Annotated in this window: 11 protein-coding genes; 5 read left to right on the forward strand and 6 right to left on the reverse strand. The window is 57.5% G+C overall.

Annotation, left to right across the window (positions count from 1 at the left end):
- Positions 1 to 8 precede the first annotated feature (8 nt).
- The 3 genes from PSR62_RS08065 to PSR62_RS08075 all read right to left on the reverse strand — a co-directional run bounded on the left by PSR62_RS08065 (position 9) and on the right by PSR62_RS08075 (position 3,564).
- On the reverse strand, positions 9 to 596 hold the full coding sequence (locus PSR62_RS08065; RefSeq protein WP_274407263.1) for an RNA polymerase sigma factor: 588 nt from the start codon (positions 594 to 596) through the stop codon (positions 9 to 11).
- Between the two features lie 110 nt (positions 597 to 706).
- Positions 707 to 2,284, reverse strand: a complete 1,578-nt coding sequence (locus PSR62_RS08070; RefSeq protein WP_274407264.1) for a TIGR04222 domain-containing membrane protein — start codon at positions 2,282 to 2,284, stop codon at positions 707 to 709.
- Between the two features lie 236 nt (positions 2,285 to 2,520).
- On the reverse strand, positions 2,521 to 3,564 hold the full coding sequence (locus PSR62_RS08075) for a translocation protein TolB (protein ID WP_274407265.1): 1,044 nt from the start codon (positions 3,562 to 3,564) through the stop codon (positions 2,521 to 2,523).
- A 246-nt stretch (positions 3,565 to 3,810) separates the two neighbouring features.
- Between PSR62_RS08075 and PSR62_RS08080 the strand changes: the two genes are divergently transcribed.
- Together PSR62_RS08080 and PSR62_RS08085 are read left to right on the forward strand one after the other, a co-directional pair.
- Entirely contained in the window at positions 3,811 to 4,977 is a 1,167-nt protein-coding gene (locus PSR62_RS08080; RefSeq protein ID WP_274407266.1) for a DUF2891 domain-containing protein, read from the forward strand.
- Positions 4,974 to 6,944, forward strand: coding sequence for an adenylate/guanylate cyclase domain-containing protein (locus tag PSR62_RS08085; RefSeq protein ID WP_274407267.1), 1,971 nt, complete (start codon positions 4,974 to 4,976; stop codon positions 6,942 to 6,944). The genes PSR62_RS08080 and PSR62_RS08085 overlap by 4 nt, the downstream gene beginning before the upstream one ends.
- Here PSR62_RS08085 and PSR62_RS08090 read toward each other — a convergent pair.
- Genes PSR62_RS08090 through PSR62_RS08100 form a run of 3 tightly spaced genes read right to left on the reverse strand, consistent with a single transcriptional unit; the run spans position 6,934 to position 13,279 of the window.
- Positions 6,934 to 8,733 (reverse strand): FMN-binding protein, encoded by a 1,800-nt coding sequence (locus tag PSR62_RS08090; RefSeq protein WP_274407268.1) that lies wholly within the window; start codon positions 8,731 to 8,733, stop codon positions 6,934 to 6,936. The two genes, PSR62_RS08085 and PSR62_RS08090, sit on opposite strands and share 11 nt — an antisense overlap.
- Positions 8,715 to 11,132 (reverse strand): FAD-dependent oxidoreductase, encoded by a 2,418-nt coding sequence (locus PSR62_RS08095; RefSeq protein ID WP_274408189.1) that lies wholly within the window; start codon positions 11,130 to 11,132, stop codon positions 8,715 to 8,717. The genes PSR62_RS08090 and PSR62_RS08095 overlap by 19 nt, the downstream gene beginning before the upstream one ends.
- Positions 11,133 to 11,173: 41 nt before the next feature.
- Complete coding sequence (locus PSR62_RS08100) at positions 11,174 to 13,279, reverse strand: arylsulfatase (RefSeq protein ID WP_274407269.1); 2,106 nt, start codon at positions 13,277 to 13,279, stop codon at positions 11,174 to 11,176.
- 212 nt (positions 13,280 to 13,491) lie between these two features.
- Here PSR62_RS08100 and PSR62_RS08105 point away from each other — a divergent pair, with 212 nt between their 5' ends.
- From PSR62_RS08105 to PSR62_RS08115, 3 genes are all read left to right on the forward strand, one after another.
- A complete protein-coding gene (locus PSR62_RS08105) occupies positions 13,492 to 14,907 on the forward strand; it encodes an arylsulfatase (RefSeq protein ID WP_443217409.1) in 1,416 nt (471 codons plus the stop codon).
- A gap of 142 nt (positions 14,908 to 15,049) precedes the next feature.
- Positions 15,050 to 15,760 carry a hypothetical protein gene (locus PSR62_RS08110; protein ID WP_274407271.1) on the forward strand — a complete coding sequence of 237 codons (711 nt, stop codon included), beginning with the start codon at positions 15,050 to 15,052 and terminating at the stop codon, positions 15,758 to 15,760.
- A gap of 218 nt (positions 15,761 to 15,978) precedes the next feature.
- Complete coding sequence (locus PSR62_RS08115; RefSeq protein WP_274407272.1) at positions 15,979 to 18,921, forward strand: DUF1549 domain-containing protein; 2,943 nt, start codon at positions 15,979 to 15,981, stop codon at positions 18,919 to 18,921.
- The last annotated feature ends 3 nt before the right edge of the window (positions 18,922 to 18,924 follow it).

Raw genomic sequence — 18,924 nt, forward strand, 5'->3', positions numbered from 1 at the left:
TGGACACCTCAGCGATGAAAATCTTCCAATTCTTTTCTCAGGCGTTGCAGCACCCGAGCGCGAGCCTTGTAGACCGTCCACCGGCTGACATTCAGTTCGCCTGCCACCGTCGCGGGATCGCAGCCTTCCACGGCGGTCCGCCAGAACATCTGCCAGGTCTTGGGATCGGTTGATTGCCTCAGGACTTGCAGCATGCGGTTCTGAATCGACTGCACATCGTCAGCCAGTTCGCTGGGCGGATCAGAGCTTTCTTGTTCCGCCCACTGCAGCGCTTCGCCATCGAGCACGATCGGAGACCGTTGGTCGGCACGTTGGCGATCGCGAAGTTTGTTGCGAGCGATCGTCCACAGCCATCCGCGAAAAGTGGCGCCCGTTTGGTCCAGATCAAACCGAGGGAGAGCCTTGGCAACCGCGAGAAATGTTTCTTGCATCACATCCGCGGCGTCGGCCGACTGAGCCCCGCATCGGCGGATCCATCGATAGACGATCGGCCCGTAGACCTGGACCAGCATTTGCCAGCCTTCGTCGTCGCCGTAGCGGGCTCGTTCGAGCAACGAGGGATGAGTCGATGGTTCCTCGATGGTGCCGGGGTTCATGGGGTGGCCTGGTGCATGGGACGAACGAGTTTGCGAGAGCCGATCTGGATTCCCGCAAGCGTTCCTCCCAAGATAGCAGCCTGGTCACGCGGCAAGTGGTGAAGGCCTTCTCACCCTCCGCAGCCACCACAGCCTCCGCACCCACCTCCACAACCCGCGTCGCCACCACCGCTACTGAAGTCGAAGCTGCTAACCCCGTCACTACTGCTCCCGTCACTGCTGCTCCAGTCAATCCATCCCGTTGAGCTGGACGCTTTTTGGGCAGCCTGGATTTCTTCCCCGTACAACATGTCATTGGTGAAAAGCTCGGAGGGATCGGTGAGCACATACGCGGCCACCGCGGGCCCCCAACAAGCCAAGCAAGGCAACTCATCCAAGTCGCCGCCGTCGGTTTGGTGAGCGGACTTCAACCCCGTTTCAGGATAGCTCCGCTGTGATCGTTCTTGGACCGATTGACCGAGAGATGTCAAACGCTCACGACCCGCCATGCGAAACGCGACCGCCAACCCAACCGTCGCGAGAATCATTTCCAAAACGAGAAACCCAATCGGACGGTCGTTTTGGATTCCCTGCAGGCACCGGAGTCCACCGACGGCCAATAAGATGCCAGCAACGCCGAACGCGCCCACTCGAAAGCGATTGCGTTGTTCGGTCGATCTCAGCAATCCCGATTCTCGCATTTGCGATTCGGAATTGGTCGCGGTGGAATGGATCGCCACCAGCAAGCGTTGGAAGGATTGCGGCGCGTTGCTGGAGGCGAGGTAGTCAGTGGTCACCTTCATGGCGCTGACAGCAACGGGATCGTCGTCGTGTTGGGCCTGCAATGCCCCGCGGTCAAGGATGGTGAATCCGTGTTGATCGCACTGGACGATGCCTCGCTTTTGCAACGCTACCAAGGTGGTTTGCAGCAATAGCTTTTTGCCCCCTGCCAGGATCGACAGTTGTCCCCAGCCCAGTTTGGGAGGCGACGACGGATTGGATGACCAACCGTTGCTGATGTGAAACCAAACCAACAGGTAGACAAGCCCGATCACGATTGCCGCACCATACAACGCCAAGAAAGTTGGTCCGTCCAAGTTGAACGGGAACAGCGCCGCGAAAGGTGTCGCTGCCAATCCGGCGATCGCGAGGTGCGACCCTGGCAATGACTTGCCAGTCAGGTTTGGCTTGGGGATCAGCCAGAATTTGCGTCGGTCAATCCGAAGCGATGCGATCGATTGAGCGAAGCGTTCTTCGGTCGGCGGCCAAATCGCAATGGGAACGCTACCGAATGCCCGCTCATAAGATGCAAGCGTCTGTTCGTATTGGTCTTGATATCGCACGCGTTCTTGGGAGCCACCTTTGGTCGGTCCGTGATGCAGCGGTGATGGCAAGACTTCTCGGCAAAGATCCACCCAGTAGTTCTCGGTGTAGACCAAGTGTTGATGCCAAACCTGATCGACCGCATCCGACGGGGTCACGCTGTGACCCGCGGTGGCGGCCAGATACAGAAACCTTCGGTACTCGTCGATGCAGCGACGGGCGTGTTGGATGCTCCAATCGTTTTCTCGGGCCAATCGTTGTGAAAACGAGAGGCCTTGAGTGAGCGGAGTCGCGGTCCAATCCGCTGATTCGCCTCCAATCGGAAAATGAAGAATTTTCTGCCACAACGCGTCATTCGTGACGTTTTCATGTGTTGTTTTCATCATTGAGTTCCTCCAACACAGAAAGGCACGGATCCAACCCAAACGAGGCGCTCGCGAAAAGGATTTTGCTGATGCGGAATGGCCGCTGAATGCTCACCGATTTGGGGGCTTGGGTGTCGACGGATGTCCTTGGGTTGAAAGCCCAAGGCTTTCGGCTGCCGTCGCTCCGCGACTGGTTGTGCGTGTTGGGGTCGGAGCCGACAACCGCGGAGCAGAGTACCCGGAACGGTCCTCTTGGGTTACGGCCGCGCACCGAACGATGCGATCAAATGCTTCCCGTCGGGCGAGTATGCCGGATCGCGTACGTTGACTGAGTCCGGAATGCCAGGGAACGTGATCTCGGAAGCCGTGCCATCCGTCGACAACCCGACAGGAACAAATCGGTTGCCCACCATGCCCGTACTGAGAATGGACTTCCCGTCAGGATGCCAATCGAGTGACAAACCATCGAATACGCGAGCCCCATTGGCGGGCGGCAGCATGATGATCACGGAATCAGGGCCTTGATCAGCATTCATGATCACCGTCACGGTACTCGGCACACCGTCACCGAGTCCAGCGATGAGCCGACCTCCGATTGCCAACCGACGGTCACTCTTGCTCCAGGCAAAGTGATAGCTAATCTCCTGAAACGGTGACCCTTCCGGCGGGAACAGTAGAGATGGCTTTTCCGCAGCCACGTCGTACACGCTCAAGCAAGACTTGGGCACTGGGTCACCATTGTCATCCACGCCACCTTGGAAAAGAATCGTTGCACCATCGGCGGACCAACGCCCACCCCAGGCACCTTGATCCGCGATTAATTTTTTCTCTTTGGTATCGCAGTTCACAATCCAGATGGATTGGCCTTTCGCGCCGTCTGCTTCGGCATACTTGGCTGGCCGACTTACAACCAAACGTTTGTTGTCGGGCGCGAAGGAAGGCATGTAGCCGTCAATCACGTCGATGAAGTTCTTGCCGTCCAAATCACAAACACACACCCGGGGGCCGCGATCTGGATCTGTCGGAGTCGTGGACCAAGCGTCGTAAGCCACCCGCTTTCCATCGGGTGAAACGTTGGGTGTTCCCTGGCGATCAAGATCATGCCGGATTGCCTTGTCAGCGACGAGCGGTCGTATTGGCGTCCCGTCCATTTTGCAAACATGCAGAATCAATCGATTGGGTTTGGTGGGATCCACATCAACCTCGTCATCCGACCAACTGAACGATCCTGACGCGCAGATCACGGCGGTGATGCCCATCCAGAACGCCACTGAGTTCGACCATCGACTGAAGCACAACATGGCAGACCTTGAAGAAAGACGAGTTCAAAGAACGCGTGACAATCACGCCTTTCGAATAACAACAAACACAGTCAAAAACAAACACAGTCAAAGCGGGAGGCAAAAGCAATGCCTTGCCGCGGCAGAAGTGCCCTTCCGACTGGACACCGATTCACTGCTCATCGCTAAGATGTTAGCAGAGAATTGCGATTGACAGGTGTTTTGGGTGCCGGTCGCAACTTGCCCTTGCCGAATCGAGAAAGCTTCATGTTTGCCTGGAAAGATTCATTCTTTCGCCAATTGTTCTCCACTTTGCTGCTTGGTTCGGTCATGACAGTGCCAGCGTGGACGCAGTCGCCAAACGGGAATCAGTCCGTTGAACTGGACTCAAACGCCACCATTCGATTGACGTCGGAAATGGCGGATCAATGGGCAGAGTTGGTGCTGCATGGTGTCGACACAGAGTTTCCAAACAAACTGTCGTTGGTCTATTCCAATCCTGATCAAATCGGCACGCCCCAAGAACACTTCCCGGCGTTTTATGGTTGCTTTGATTGGCACAGCAGTGTGCACGGTCACTGGGTGTTGGTGCGTCTGCTGAAGACACATCCTGAGATGCCTGCGGCCACCAAAATTCGCGAAACGTTGTCTCGGCATTTGACGGCTGAGAACTTGAAGCACGAAGCGAAATTCTTTGCTCGCGATGAGAACAAGTCCTTCGAACGTATGTATGGCTGGGCCTGGTTTCTGCGTTTAGCGATGGAGTTGGATTCGTTCGACAATGACGATGCCGTTCAGTGGCGTGGGGCTCTTGAGCCACTCGAGAAATTGTTGGTTGAACGGATCACGGCTTACCTGCCGCTGCTGACGTTTCCAATTCGAACGGGCCAGCATCCGGACACGGGGTTTGCGCTGGGGCAAGTGTTGGATTACGCGAGGGCTCGTGGTCTCAACGAGTTGGAACAGTTGGTGATCACACGGGCTCATGATTTCTATCTGGCCGACACTGATTACCCGGTCCAGTACGAACCGTCCGGACACGATTTCTTCTCGTCGGCGTGGAACGAAGCTGACTTGATGCGGCGGGTGCTTTCGCCGGAAGATTTCGCAAGCTGGCTGGATGCGTTTGTGCCGAATCTGCAGCAGCAACTCACCGACGGGACGATCTCGCCCGTCAGTGTCAGCGATCTCACCGACGGCAAACTGGTTCACCTCGCCGGGCTGAACCTCAATCGAGCCTGGTGTCTGCAATCGGTTGCGAATCACTTGCCGGGGCAGCATCCGCTGGTCGCCGCCATTCGAACGAATGCGAGAGAACATTTGGTCGCGGGTTTGGCCTACATCAACAGCGGTCATTACGAAGGCGACCATTGGTTGGCCACGTTTGGTTTGTATGCGATCAGCGAAGTCGGCCAATTGGGACCGAACCAATGAAGTCGGTCTCCAAGTCCAATCGTCGTTGGTGGCGACCGCTGGTTTCAATCGGCTGCGGTTTGCTGTGCTCGCTGTTCTTTCTGGCGGCGATGATGTGGGGAGGCCAGACCGCATTCGAATTTTCTCGGGTGGTCAGCGATGCGGTGATGCTGCGTGAGGGTGGCCCGCGTCTGGGGGCACGGGAACTTTCAGGCGACGTGGTGCTGGTGTCCTTCGGGACATCGAGTGCGGAGCGATTGGGGAAGAAGCCCGACCTTGAGACCGACCGGAAACTTTACGAGAACTTGATGAACGCCGATGCGAAGGTGGTGGCGGATTTGCGAAATTTGGTCTGCACCGATCCGGATGATTTCGAAGCGAGTGTGCGGCCGACATTGGAATTGATTCAACAGGTTGCTCCAAAACGTAACTTGGTTCGCGATGTCTATCTGACGTTGGATGTCGACTACAAAGTTGTGGAGAGCTACCACGATTGCATCGTGCATCACGGGATGAGCTTCAAGTCACCAACGATGGTCAATCGCCATTCGCGAATCTTTCCGATCGCGATGCATGACTACTTTGCACTTCGCGAAACAACTCCGTTTTGGGTGGTGCAGCGATTAACGGACCAGCCCAACGGTGGCCAGACGGGTTTCTACGAGCGACTCGATCAGGCGGGATTGATTCATCATTGGTTGGAGGTCTTTCCCCAAATGATCAACCTGCTGCAATCACCCAGCGGAGAGGAAACGATCGCACCCAATCCGAAATTGGCCGACTATCAAGTTGGCCACAACGAGGTCAATTGGATCGGTTTTGGAAGCGAATTTCCGACGGTTTCACCGGCTGGTATTTGGGTCGACTACGGGTTCAATCCAAGCGACTTGACTCGGTTGGAATACGGCGATCTGGTTGAAGGCGATTTCGATCCGGAATGGGTTCACGGCAAGGCGGTGCTGATCGATTTAGAAATGTCTTTTGTGCCTTCATCGGATCGATACGACATTCCCATCCGCGATCGGCAGGCGGACGCATTGGATGTCACCGGCGTCGCGATTGAAACGCTGCTCAATGGCATCACCATGCAGATGGCTGCATGGTACGTCACTCCCGCCCTGCTGATCGGATTCAGCGTTTTAGCTTGCGTGATCGCGGCCATTTTTCGGGCTCGTTGGGCGTTGCTGTGCGTGGCGATGTTGTTACTCGCATATCTTGCAATCTGCACGTTCGCCTTTCGCGGCGGATGGTTTCTCGACATGGCCTTCACGCCAGTTTCGATTTTGGTGGCGGGAGTGCTGGGGGTCGGCATTCGGTACTTCGAAGAGATTCGATGGCGACAGCGGATCACGGATTTGTTCGGCCGCTATGTGCCGCGGGCGGTGGTCAATCAATTGGTGCAACAGTCCGAACGCCAGGCCATTGTGGTCGGCGGGGTGACTCGCGAAGTGACCGTCATGTTCGCTGACATTCGGGGGTTCACTCAGTTTTCTGAACGCCTGCAACCGGAAGACGTTCTGGACGAGCTCAATGGCTTGCTGGAGGTCATGGTTCGGTGCACGTTCGAGGAAGAAGGCACGGTCGACAAGTTCATTGGGGACGCGATTTTGGTTTTGTTCAACGCGCCGCTGGACCAGGCCGATCACGCGGAACGAGCGTCGCGTGTCGCTTGGCGGATTCAGAAAGCGCTGCGGTCGCACAAGAGTGGATTGTCGATCGGCATCGGGATCCACACCGGGAAGGCCGTCGTTGGCAACGTCGGCACGCCACAGCGGATGGAGTACACCGCGATCGGAAACACCGTGAACGTTGCGTCGCGATTGTGTGATCGAGCCGCGGCGGGCGAAATTGTGGTGTCGGGCGAAGTCACTCAGCAACTCAGCAATTTGTTTGAGTTGGAAGCCAACGAGCCAATGCAGGTCAAAGGAATCGCGGAGTCACTGGCAACCTCGCGATTGGTCGGTTTTAAAAGCGTGGCTAGCGAGTGAGGAAACGATAGCCGCAGGCGAAGATCAGCAGGCCCACAACGGCGAGGTCCATTCGCGAAATTTGGTGGCTGGTTCCTTTCAGTCGCAACCAGTCGAGCAGACGACCGGTCGGGCATCCCAGTCGGCAGTAGGCCATGGGAACGAAGAAGGCGATCGCAAGAGTGCTGATCGTCCAAGCGATCGCGGATCCAGACGCCAAGTGCCAAAGGTAACCGTGGAAGGGTTCCACCAACGAAACATCGGTGGCCGGACGGACGAGCAACGCGAGGTAGACCAACAACAACGTCACCGCGGGCAAGAATCCCAAGGGCAGGGAAAGCCAAACTGGGAGTTTCCACTTCCGGCTTGAACCGCTGCTTGGGCGGATCAGTTGTTGGGCGGCACCGTGAGGGCAGAGATGGTTGCAGTACGGATTGCCTCGCCGAGTTGGCGGGATCACCACCGAGATGACGCCCAACGTGACCAATCCCAAAGCGAGTTGCCAGGTGACGCCGGAGGTGGCCCATCCGGCCAACAGTGCCAGCGATAGCAAATTGCCTGCGTGGAGCCCCAGCACAATCCAAACAGTGAGGAGCCAAAGCCGCCGCAGCCACGTTTGTCGCATCGCTCCGAAATGAATCAGCAGTGGCAACAGGACCAGCGTCACAAGCGTGGCGATGTCAGCGAAGGACAGTCGAATTCGTTGAATCGATTCCCGCCAGGCATCCAGGCGATTTTGAAATGGCGTTTGTCCGAGTGATTGCCACTCCGGATCGGCCAGTAGCGCCGTCGCGAATCTTGGCAGCGTGTAAGCGATGGCCATGCTGGTCATCGTGGCTCCGGAGACCCCTTCGACTTTCTCGGCGGGAGGATCAAAGGCCGCGAGCTGCTCCAGAGTCAGGCCTTCGAATCGTTTCCAGAAGGATCGTTCTTGGCGGACGTAGCCGACGTAAGGTTCGTTGTCGAAGGAATGTCGGATCTTGGGCCGCAGAAGACGGTGTTCCCGATCCAATCCAATCAGAGCGCTGGTTGGACCTTGGTAGCCGATCTCGTCATCGACAAACGCTCCTGTTCGAATCAGATACCCGAGTTGGGTTTCGTTGTCCGCCAGAACCACCGCGATGCGCTCGCCGCGAATTTGGGAGGCGGTCGGGAAGAAGGTTTGAGCTTCGTCCAAGGTCAGTGGCTGGGGAAAGATGAGCGAGCCCGGTGCGGTTCCCAGACGCTTGAGGATGCCACCCGCCATCGCCAAACTGGTCAACGTTGCGCCAGAGACACCGTCGATCTTGGGGGAGCTCCCGTCCGCGAATGTTCCACCCCAGGTCAGTCCGCTGAATTGCTTCAAGAACTCGGGGGAGTTTTGGACGGCGTCGATGTGCTCATCGGTGTCGTGGCTTTGCAGGACCGAGACTGAGCGAACGATGTTCTGCTGATCGAACAACAAGAGGGCTTCGGTTGGCCCACGGTAGCCGACGAACGCATTGGCTTCGGGCAGTGTTCTGGCCACGGAACCGAGTGGGACTCGATTGGTGTCTGAAATCGTCCAGCAACCGTTGTTGTCGGGAATGTCGGCGACCGCATCGGCAGCGGGGGCCAGTCGCTGGATTGGTTCCAGCGTTGGTTGAGTCGCCACATCGCTGCGTTGATGTGGCGACGGCAAACAGGCCAACAATCCGATCAGCAATGCGATTCGGATCGCGTGCACCACGCGTCCTCGCCAAGCGGTAGCTTGACGGGACGCGGTGGGATGAGGGGAACTGTCTGCGAGAGGCAGGCTTGGGCCGGATTGGCTCAAGGTTGTTTGACCCATCCAATCGCATCAAGGTGCACCGTGCCGCCTGCGTCTTTGGCGGAGAAGTCAACGGTCACTTCGGCGCCCGCGGGCAAGAAATACTTGCCAGCCGGAATCGCACCGCCTTGGGTGTCACGTTGGTTGATCCGAACGGTTTGGGGGTCTTGGCCGGGCGCGGTCACCGTGATTGCTAGTTTCGTGGCGCGGTTCTCATGAGGGGCACTGTAAATCTGCAACTCGTACTGACCGGCTTCCTTCAGCTTGGTTTTGAAAGTGGCTGTGGCGTCGGAGTTGGCCGATGCGTAGCGGTATTCCCAGCCGACGTAACCCTTGAGCCCCTGCCCCTTGGCCCACTTGCCCGTCGTCTTGGCTTGGCGATCGTCGATCACGATGCCGGGCAATTTCTCGGGGTCCAGTCCTGACATGGGGCCGAAGGGACCGGCTTTTTCCATCGCGTCCTCTGGGATCACGATCGACGCGGAAGGCGTGCTGCGACGAGCCTTGCCAGGCAATTCGAGCAGTTCCAACAGATCGTCCAGGTGGTCTTCGTAGATGTCGCGAGGCGTGCAATCGTTCAGCGTGCAGAGTGAGGCGGCTTTGCCAACGACCTCGCCCATCATGCCGCAGGTTTTCATCACGCGAACGGTGCCGAGGGCTTCGTGAGTGACGCTGATGCAGCGACCGGCCATGAACAAGTTGTCGACATTGCGGCTGTAGAAGCAGCGATACGGAACGGGATAACCATACGAACGGTCCACGCGACGGTCGTGCACCGCGATGCTGATGAACGGGTTCTCAGGGAACTTGGTGGCGTATTCCTGCTTGGGGTAGTGCAAGTCGATGGACCACGTGCTGGGAACGCAGCCGTCCGGGAAGTCGCGTTTGCTGACGACGTCTTCCTGATTCAAAACCACATCCCCGAGCAGACGACGGCTCTCTCGAGGGCCGCCGATGTATGCCACCCAGGTCAGTTGAGCGTTTGCATGGTCGGCGGCACCGTCGCCATTTTTCATGGCATTGAAGGCACCATAAACGGCGCGCAGGTTCCAGTCACGAATCGCTTCGGCATCCCCGAGCGGATCGATGTCGAAACCGCTTTCCCAGAACCATTGGCCGTGGTGATCACGTGGGTACGGAAAGTCGTCCATGCTCAGCGGCAATGCCCACGGTGTCGCGGGGAATTCAGGAGCCTGTTCGACTTCGTCCCACCGCCACATGTTGCTCATGCCCATGCGGCCCTTGTCGGTGATGTCCAAGTCGGCGTTGGCCCATTCGCCGATCCAGCCGTGGCCGGTGCAATCGACAAATCGGTCGCCGGAAACTCGGAGGTCTTCCCCGGTCTTTGTATTCAAGGCCAGCACGTGTTCGATCTGCTTGGTTTCGCTGTCTGGTTTCATCTTCACCGCGTAAGCGTGGTGATTGAGCAGCAAATCGATGTTGGGCTCGGCCGTGACGATCTCTTCTTTTTGCTCGTCACCAAACTCTTCGTAGGTGCCGGGTGACTTGGTGGCTTGGTCGGAGAACTCTTCCACGATCTCGCCGATGCGAGGGAATTTGCCGCGACGGATGTTGCCCATCGCCCACACTCGCACTTCGCTGGAACCGTTCCCGCCGAGCACGCCACGGTCTTGAATCAAGGCCACGCGGCATCCCATTCGGGCAGCCGAGATCGCCGATGCCATTCCGGCGTAACCACCACCCACGACGACCAAGTCGTAGGGGCCTTTGGTGACAGGCTGCTCTGGCAATCCCAGCTTCGTTCGACGCCATGGTGACAACACGTCGTCCACCGCGGGCGGCGTTTCATCGAGTTCGGTGGTCAGGTAAACGCAATCACAACGACCATCGAATCCGGTCAAGTCTTTCAATGACAGCGAGTGTTCGCCCTCGTCCAGCGAGACCACGCCGCCATCTTGCCAATCCCAAGTTGCGTGCTGCGTGCCAAAGGTGGTGTCCAGTTTCTTGCCATTCACATGGACTTCAAACTTGCCGGGGGAAGGAGAGGCATCCCAGCGACGAACCCAATCGATCGTGCGAACCCAGACGCGATACTTGCCCGATTCTGGAATCGTCACTGTGGTGGTGGCATCGTCGACGGGGTGTCCCAATCCGTGCGCGATCAGGTAGGGCGAGCCCATTTGCTGAATGAACTGGGTGTCCAGTTCCCAGCCACCGTGAGTCTCAAAGCTTTCCGCTTCGACGAACACGTCGGCCGCTTTCGTGGATGTGGTCGCCATCGTCGCCGAGGCCATCAACGCAAGGCAAAGCCAAACAGGGACAGATGGGCGGTTTGAATCCGATGATCGGGAGCTCTGGTGGTACTGCATTCCAGGGATCGCTTCTCGTTGTGGGGTGGGTTTGCAAGGTGGGATGGGGAACCCAATAGCATAGCCAAAGGTGGCTTTTTGTTCGCCCATCTCACGGGCTGAAGGCAAGAAATTTCCCGTCCGAGTGAGACTCACTTCAGAACCTTGATCTTCGCGATTGGCCAGCGAATGACCGGTTCATTTTGGGATGACAGCAGTTTTAGCCCGCGGATTTGAGCCAGTCCTTTTCCTTCGCTGACGTCCAAACGCAGTCGATAGATTTGGGGGGCCTCACCAAGAGCGATCGTGTGCGAATGCCATTGTCCATCGGATTCGATTTCGATCGGGATGCGTTGGCCCTTGGGAAGGGACTGATCGAGCGTGGTTGTGTAGAACACTTCGCCGTTGCCTTCGGCTTCGCTCAGCAGATCGAACGCCAGTCGATACGGCCCCGGCGGAAGGTCCGCTGGCAGATGATCGATGGCGATTCCTGGATCTTCGCCGGTGAAGGTCAGATGCAATTCCGATTCGCGTCGTTGAAGCTGCGTGTTCTTGCGGGCTCGGATGGAACCACGTGCCTTCGGTGGGGTGTTGGAAATGGACTTCGGATTTTTCTTTCGCCCCATGCTGCCTCGGACCCCCATGCTGCCTCGGACATTGTTCATCGGATCGACCGAAAAATCCGTCCACTCAGGATGCGTGGCTGTCATCGAGACCGGTTCATCGGATGGAATGCCGTACTTGGGGTCGAAGGTTTGGGTGTGCAGGACTTCCTTCGCCATTTCGTTCCACTTCCGGGCCATGCGAGTCAGGCGGTCACGATGTTGGTGAGCGAGGTTGTGCTGCTCGATTCGGTCGGTCGCGATGTTGTAGAGTTCCCACGGTTCCTTGCGGAAGCTCACGATTTTCCAGTCGCCATCGCGAAGGCCTCGGTCGGATGAAAACAGCAAGTGAATCGGTTGCTCACGCTCGATGGTTTCACCTTGGAAGATCGGCAGCAACGATTGGCCCGAGACGGGGCGTAAATCACGATCGGCGAACTCGGTTGGGATCGTGCTTCCGGCCGCATCAGCGATGGTTGGCAAAATGTCGATCAAGTGAGCCGGGCTGCGCTGGATGCTGCCGGCTTGGGTTTTCAGACCCGCTGGCCAATGAACGATCGCCGGCGTGCTGATACCACCTTCGGTTTGATTTTGTTTGTACAGCCGGAACGGTGAGTTGCGAGCCCAGGCCCATCCGGTTGAATCGCTCCAGGAGACATCGCCACGGGTGGGTTCTGCTTCAATCTTTTGGCTGATTCGATCGTACGGGCAAGCACCGTTGTCCGAAACGAACCAGATCAATGTGTTGTCGAGTTCACCGGTTTCTTCAAGATGTTCGATCAACCGGCCGACCTCTTGGTCCACGCGATCGATCATGCCCGCCAAAGCGGTCATGCGTTTGTTCTCAAACGTTTGACGTTTCTCGGACAAAGTGTCCCAGGCGGGAATGTGCGCAGGTCGCTCGCTGGGTTCGGACGTCTTCGGCAGAAGACCGAGTTCGTGTTGACGCTGGACACGTCGCTCGCGAATTTTGTCCCAACCTTCGTCGTAGCGACCTTTGTATTTGGCGTAGTCCTCGGGCAAGGCTTGCAGCGGTGCGTGCGGAGCATTGAAAGCGAGGTAGAGGAACCAAGGGGTGGTGGTTTGTTGTGCTTCGTTCAAAAACTGCATTGCATAGTCAACATCCGCGACCGTGGTGTAAAAGTCCTGCTCAGGAACCGACCAGGGTTCGCCGTTCAAGCGGAACGTGTCGTCGCCGCGAAAGTAGTTGCAGGCGCCACTGAGGTGACCAAAGTAACGCTGGAAACCGAAATCGGTGGGCTGTTTGTCGAGGTGCCATTTTCCGGACATGGCGGTGAAGTACCCGTCCGCTGCGAGCACTTCGGCGCTGGTGACGGCCTGCGACAGCGAGGTATCGCCGGCGGCAATGCAGTACTGCCCGGTCAGCAGCGACACTCGTGAGGAGTGGCATTTGGCGGTGTTGTAGAACTGCGAGAAACGCAATCCGTTGTCCGCCAACGCGTCCAGGTTGGGTGTCTCAATTTCACTGCCGTAGCACCCCAGATCGGAATACCCAAGGTCGTCGACCAGGATCAACAAGACATTGGGACGCGGCGGTTGTTTGCCGTCGGGTTCCGTCGCGAGTGCCGCGGACGTGAGGCTGAGGCACAGTGCGAACAGGAGAGGTGTGAAGGGCGGTCGCCGGCGGTTCATCATTTGTTTCCCTTGATCGTTGTTCAGCGGGCACGCCGTTTCTCACGTGACTCGGCATGTTAATCTACGCAGGGGCGTGACTTCCCTGCCCAACCGAATGGATGACTCAGCATTAGAACCGAAATATGAATCTTGCAACGATTTTCCCAGCACAACGAACATTTCAGGCCACGCGTTTGCTTGGGCGAACCGGCGGGCTGATTGTCTGGATTGCGATGGTCTGCCTGTTCGCATCCGCGGAGGAACCCACCCTGGCGGATGCTCCTGCGAGCAGTGAGCCACCACGTCCCAACATCATCTATGTGATGGCGGATGACCTTGGTTACGGTGACCTGGGGTGTTACGGCCAAACTCGGATCCAGACACCCCATTTGGATCAAATGGCGGCGGAGGGCATTCGGTTCACGGACCACTACGCCGGACACACGGTGTGTCGACCGTCGCGGTTGACACTATGGACGGGGCAGCATGTTGGCAGCACCGGGTTGATTGGCAACGCGGCTCGCAATCTGGATGGCGAGCAACCGACCGTGGCGTCATTGCTGAAACAAGCTGGGTATGCGACGGGCGGGGTCGGCAAGTGGGCGCTCGGTAACGTCGACGTTCCCGATCAGATCGACAACCCTGGTCATCCACTGGCCAATGGATTCGATGCTTGGACGGGCTACATGAATCAATCCAATGCTCACAATTATTACCCCCCGTTTTTGTGGCAGAATCGCAAGCAGATTTTTTATCCGGGCAATGTGATCAGCACTGATCCGATCGCTCGGGGACGCGTTGCAGTCAAACGAGAAACGTATTCACACGACGTGATGACGGACGCGGCGTTTGATTTCATCCGCGAACACCAGTCCAATCCTTTCCTGTTGCACGTCCATTGGACGATCCCTCATGCCAACAACGAGGGCGGCCGATTGAACGGCGACGGAATGGAGGTGCCGGACTATGGCATTTACGCCGATGAAGGATGGCCCAACCCAGAAAAAGGATTCGCGGCGATGATCACGCGAATGGATCGCGACATGGGCCGTCTGATGGATCTGCTCGAGGAACTCAAATTGTCCGAAAAGACGTTGGTGATCTTCACGTCCGACAATGGGCCGCACCACGAAGGTGGCCACAGTGATTTGTTTTTCAACAGCAGTGGTCCGTTGCAAGGCAGCAAGCGTTCCATGCATGAAGGAGGGATCCGAGTGCCTTTCCTCGCGAAATGGCCGGGAACGATCGAGGCGGGAACCATCAGCGATCACCCCTCTGCGTTCTGGGATTTCTTGCCGACCGCCTGTGAGCTGGCGGGCGTCGAACCGCCCCCAGAAACCGATGGGATTTCCTATCTGCCGGCTTTGTTGAACCAAACCGAGAAGCAATTGCAACACCGTTATTTGTACTGGGCCAGCAGCGAAGGGCCGACGTCGGTCGGGATTCGGTCTGGTCGCTGGAAAGCGGTGAACTACCCCGGCAAGACAAAGCAACGCCGCAGTCGAAACGGCAAGCCAGTGGTTCGGGAGGACGGTTGGAAGCTGTTTGATCTGACAACCGACCCGGGAGAAAAGCATGACTTGGCGAAGGAGCATCCCGAGGAGCTCGAGCGACTGGTCAAAATGGCCCGCGAAGACCAGCTGTTTTAGCGGCGATTTCGGTTGGGCACAGGTTCGGTGAATTTTTTGCTGTGCCATCAGCCGCCCCAACTAGGATGGCGATGGAAGAGTCGTATGCAGGATCGACTCTCTCCGATCCCACCTTTTTGACCCACCTTTGAAGATCGACACCATGAAGAAGACATCGGCCGCCGCGCTCACGCTGGCCCTCTCGTTTTCCGTTCCCAGTTTCGCAGGCGATTGCTTTCTCAAGAGATCGTGCACACCCAGCTGTGTCCCCTCGACCGTCTGTCCAACCGAAGTGACGAGTTGCTCGTCGGTTGCGGGTGGCATGACCACGCATGACATGGGTGGAATGGACAACCCCAGTCAGCTGAACGTCGCTCTGACGACGGAACTGGTGGCTCTTCGCGAGCAGGTCGCCACAGCCACTCAGTCCTTGGAAGAAAAGGACGCTGCGATTGCAGAATCGGGCGAACTGGTTGCTTCGTTGAAAGAGCAATTGGATGCGTTGAAAGCCAAGCTGGATGCCGAAACCAAGCGGGCGGCGAAGGCCGAGACCGAACTGGCTTCGGTCCGCGAGGAAGCGCACAAAGCTCAAAAGGCTGCTCAGCAACAACAGAAAAAGCTTCAGCAGCAAGTTGCATCGCAGAAGAAGAATTCGGAAGCTCAAATTGGTGAATTGAAACAGCAACTCACCAGCACCAAAGCGGATTTGGACAAAGCCAACCAGGCATTGCAGCAAGAACGCAAAGAACGAGAAGAAGAGCGTCGTCAGCAAGAACAAAAAGCGACGCCTGCACCGGTTGTTCAGCCCAAAGAAGACGAAGCACCTGCTTCGGAAGGCGACCAAGAGCCGGCTGAGGACGATTCTCAAAACTGATTTCGCGGTCACGCGACAGAGCTGAATTTCGATCGGCCCGCCAACTTCGATGCTCCAACAGGAGTCGAAGTGGCGGGCCGGTTTCGTAGGTGGGACCGGAATGGCGGTTTAATTTGCGGTTCGGGTCAAGAAGGGGGCTGTTTCGCACGGTGGTTCGTGATCGTGTATTCTAGAGACCCCTCCCCGCTCCCCCCTGCCTTTCGCCCGACGGTTCTGTGATGAAGAGTCCGTTCGCCTTCGCTTCATCGCAGCACATGATGGTTGTCTCGAATCGTGACCCACGAGCTTGGTGCCCGATCCAGTGGTGTGGGTTGGCTGTGTTGACAGGCTGTTTTGCCGTCTTCGCGTCGGCGGACGAAGCAACCGAGGAATCTTTCGATTTCTTCGAGGCTCGCATCCGCCCGGTCTTGATCGAGCACTGCTACGAATGTCACGCAGCAGAATCGGAAGAGCTGGGTGGTTCGTTGCGTTTGGACGTGAAAGCAGGCTGGGAAGTTGGCGGTGACAGTGGGCCGGCCATCCGGCCCGGCGATCCTGCGGCGAGCGAACTGATGGCGGCGATCCGTTACGAATCGTCCGAGATGCCGCCCGCGGGAAAACTCCCCGACAACATCGTCCGCGATTTCGAAAAGTGGATTCGCGGTGGGGCCGCGGATCCACGATTGATGGACGATGGCGAGGAATGGGCAAGCTCACAAACGAAGTCGTTCGATTGGGAACAGGCTCGCGAATTTTGGGCGTTCCAACCTCCGCAGTCGAGCGTGAGTCCCGCTGCATTTGATTCAGGTTCGGCGATCGATGCGTTCGTGCAAGAGCGCATGACCGCGGAAGGTTTGACCGCGACCCCGATCGCGACGCCGAGTGTACGGCTGCGTCGTTTGGCGTTTGATCTGACCGGTCTGCCTCCTGATCCTGAAACGCTTCGTCGATTTCAAGCGGATCCCAGCGACGCGCATTGGGAGCGATTGGTGAATCGCTATCTCTCCAGCCCGCAGTTCGCAGAGCATTGGGCGAGGCACTGGATGGACGTGGCTCGCTATGCCGACAGCAACGGCAGCGATTTCAATGCGACTCATCACGACGCTTGGCGATACCGAGACTACCTGGTCCGGTCCTTTGCGGATGACGTGCCGATTGACCGGATGATTCGCGAACAGATCGCGGGCGACTTGATGCCGGCGACTTCCGAGGAAGATCGACATGACAAATTGGTCGCCACCACGTTCTTGATGATCGGCACCAAGATGCTGAGTGAACGCAACAAGACGAAGTTGCGGATGGATGTGGTGGACGAACAACTCGACACCGTCGGACGTGCGTTTTTAGGCATGACGTTTGGTTGTGCTCGCTGCCACGACCACAAATTCGATCCAATCACCACCCGCGACTACTACGCGATGGCGGGGATCTTTCGCAGCACGCGAACGTTGCACGGCGAGTCCCAGGAATACGTCAGCACTTGGAAGAAGACCCCGCTTCCAAGTTCGAAAGAGCACAAGGAGGAAATTCGTGAGCACGAACGATTGCTGCAACGCCTCGATCAAGAACTCCAGGGAGTCGAGTCTGAACTCAAGCTGCTGGCAGAGAAGACGGAACTCGAAGGCATCACCGTCGATGACGTGGATGCGGTGCGAGAAGGCCACTGGGTCGAATCCACCTACACACCAGGGTTCATTGGCAAAGGTTATGTGCACGATGAGAACCGCAACAAAGGCGAGGCGTCGATTCGGTTTCCGGCGGTGTTGCCCGAAGCTGGGCGATATGAACTTCGCGTGCACTACAACTCCAGTGGCAATCGAGCATCGAATCTGCCTGTCACGGTGCAATTGAATGCCAAAACTCATGCCCTCGTGATGAATCAGACGGTTCGTCCAACACGGGGCACCTCCAGCGTGCTGGGGAAATTTGATTGTGAGGCAGAGACTCACGCGACGGTCACGTTTTCGAATCGTGGCACCGACGGCTATGTGATTGCCGACGCCGTGCAGTGGGTGCATGTCGATGAAGACAACGCTGCAGGCGACTCCGCCGAGTTGGCCGAACAAACCCTCGCGATGCGAACCGCGTTGACTCAGAAGCTCCAACGGTTGAAGTCAGAACGTGCTGATGTGGTCGCCAATGCTCCGCCGCCGGTTCCCACCGCGATGGCGCTCGCGGATTTGCCCAGTGATGAGCAGGGGGATTGCCCGGTTCACGTTCGGGGTGAGGTGAGCAATTTGGGCGATATCGTTCCGCGAGGGATTCCGCAGGTTTTCAGTGAATCGACCACCGCGTTTGAACCTTTGGAAGGAAGTGGTCGGTTGGAATTGGCACAGTGGTTGACCGATCCCGATCACCCGCTGACCGCACGCGTCAGTGTCAATCGAATTTGGATGCACCTGATGGGCGAAGGGTTGGTGCGGACCGTCGACAACTTTGGCGTTCGGGGTGAGAAACCGACTCATCCCGAGTTGCTGGATGCTTTGACGGTCGATTTCGTTCGCAACGGATGGCGGCAGAAGCGTTTGATTCGAAACATCGTCTGCAGCGACGCGTATTCGAGATCGATGGTTTCGGATGATGACCCGCGAGTCGCATTGGATCCGGAGAACCGCTTCCGAAGTCGCGCGGTCCGGCGAAGGATTCCTGCCGAAGCCATTCGGGATGCGATGTTGGTGGCTGCAGGAACACTGGATCGGTCTGGGCGGGAGGATTTGATGGACAGCTACGCGACCTTGGTCAGCCAAAACAACGCCCATTCGAAAGTCACCACCAAGTTCGGGTTGGATGATCCGAAGCGAACGCTGTACCTGCCGTTGATTCGATCGGAGGTGCCACCGTTGTTGGCCAATTTGGACGCGGCGGATCCGGATCTGTTGGTGGGCAAACGACCGACCACCAATGTGCCGGCCCAAGCGTTGACGTTGATCGGCAGTCCCGAAGTACGCCAGTGGGCGATGCTGACAACGAAGCGAATGCTGGGCGAAACCAGCACGGATTCGCAGCGAGTCCGGTGGGCTTGCGAAGTGTTGTTCTCTCGGGATCCTCGTCCGGTCGATGAGCAGGTCCTGCAGGCCTGGCTGGCAAGCCAGGCCGCTCGCGAGATGTCCAGCGAGGACGAACGCTATCGCGAATGGATCGCGGCGATGTTGGCTAGCACCGAATTTCGATTCTTGGATTGAGGC

This window comes from Rhodopirellula sp. P2 (genome assembly GCF_028768465.1).
GTDB lineage: Bacteria > Planctomycetota > Planctomycetia > Pirellulales > Pirellulaceae > Rhodopirellula.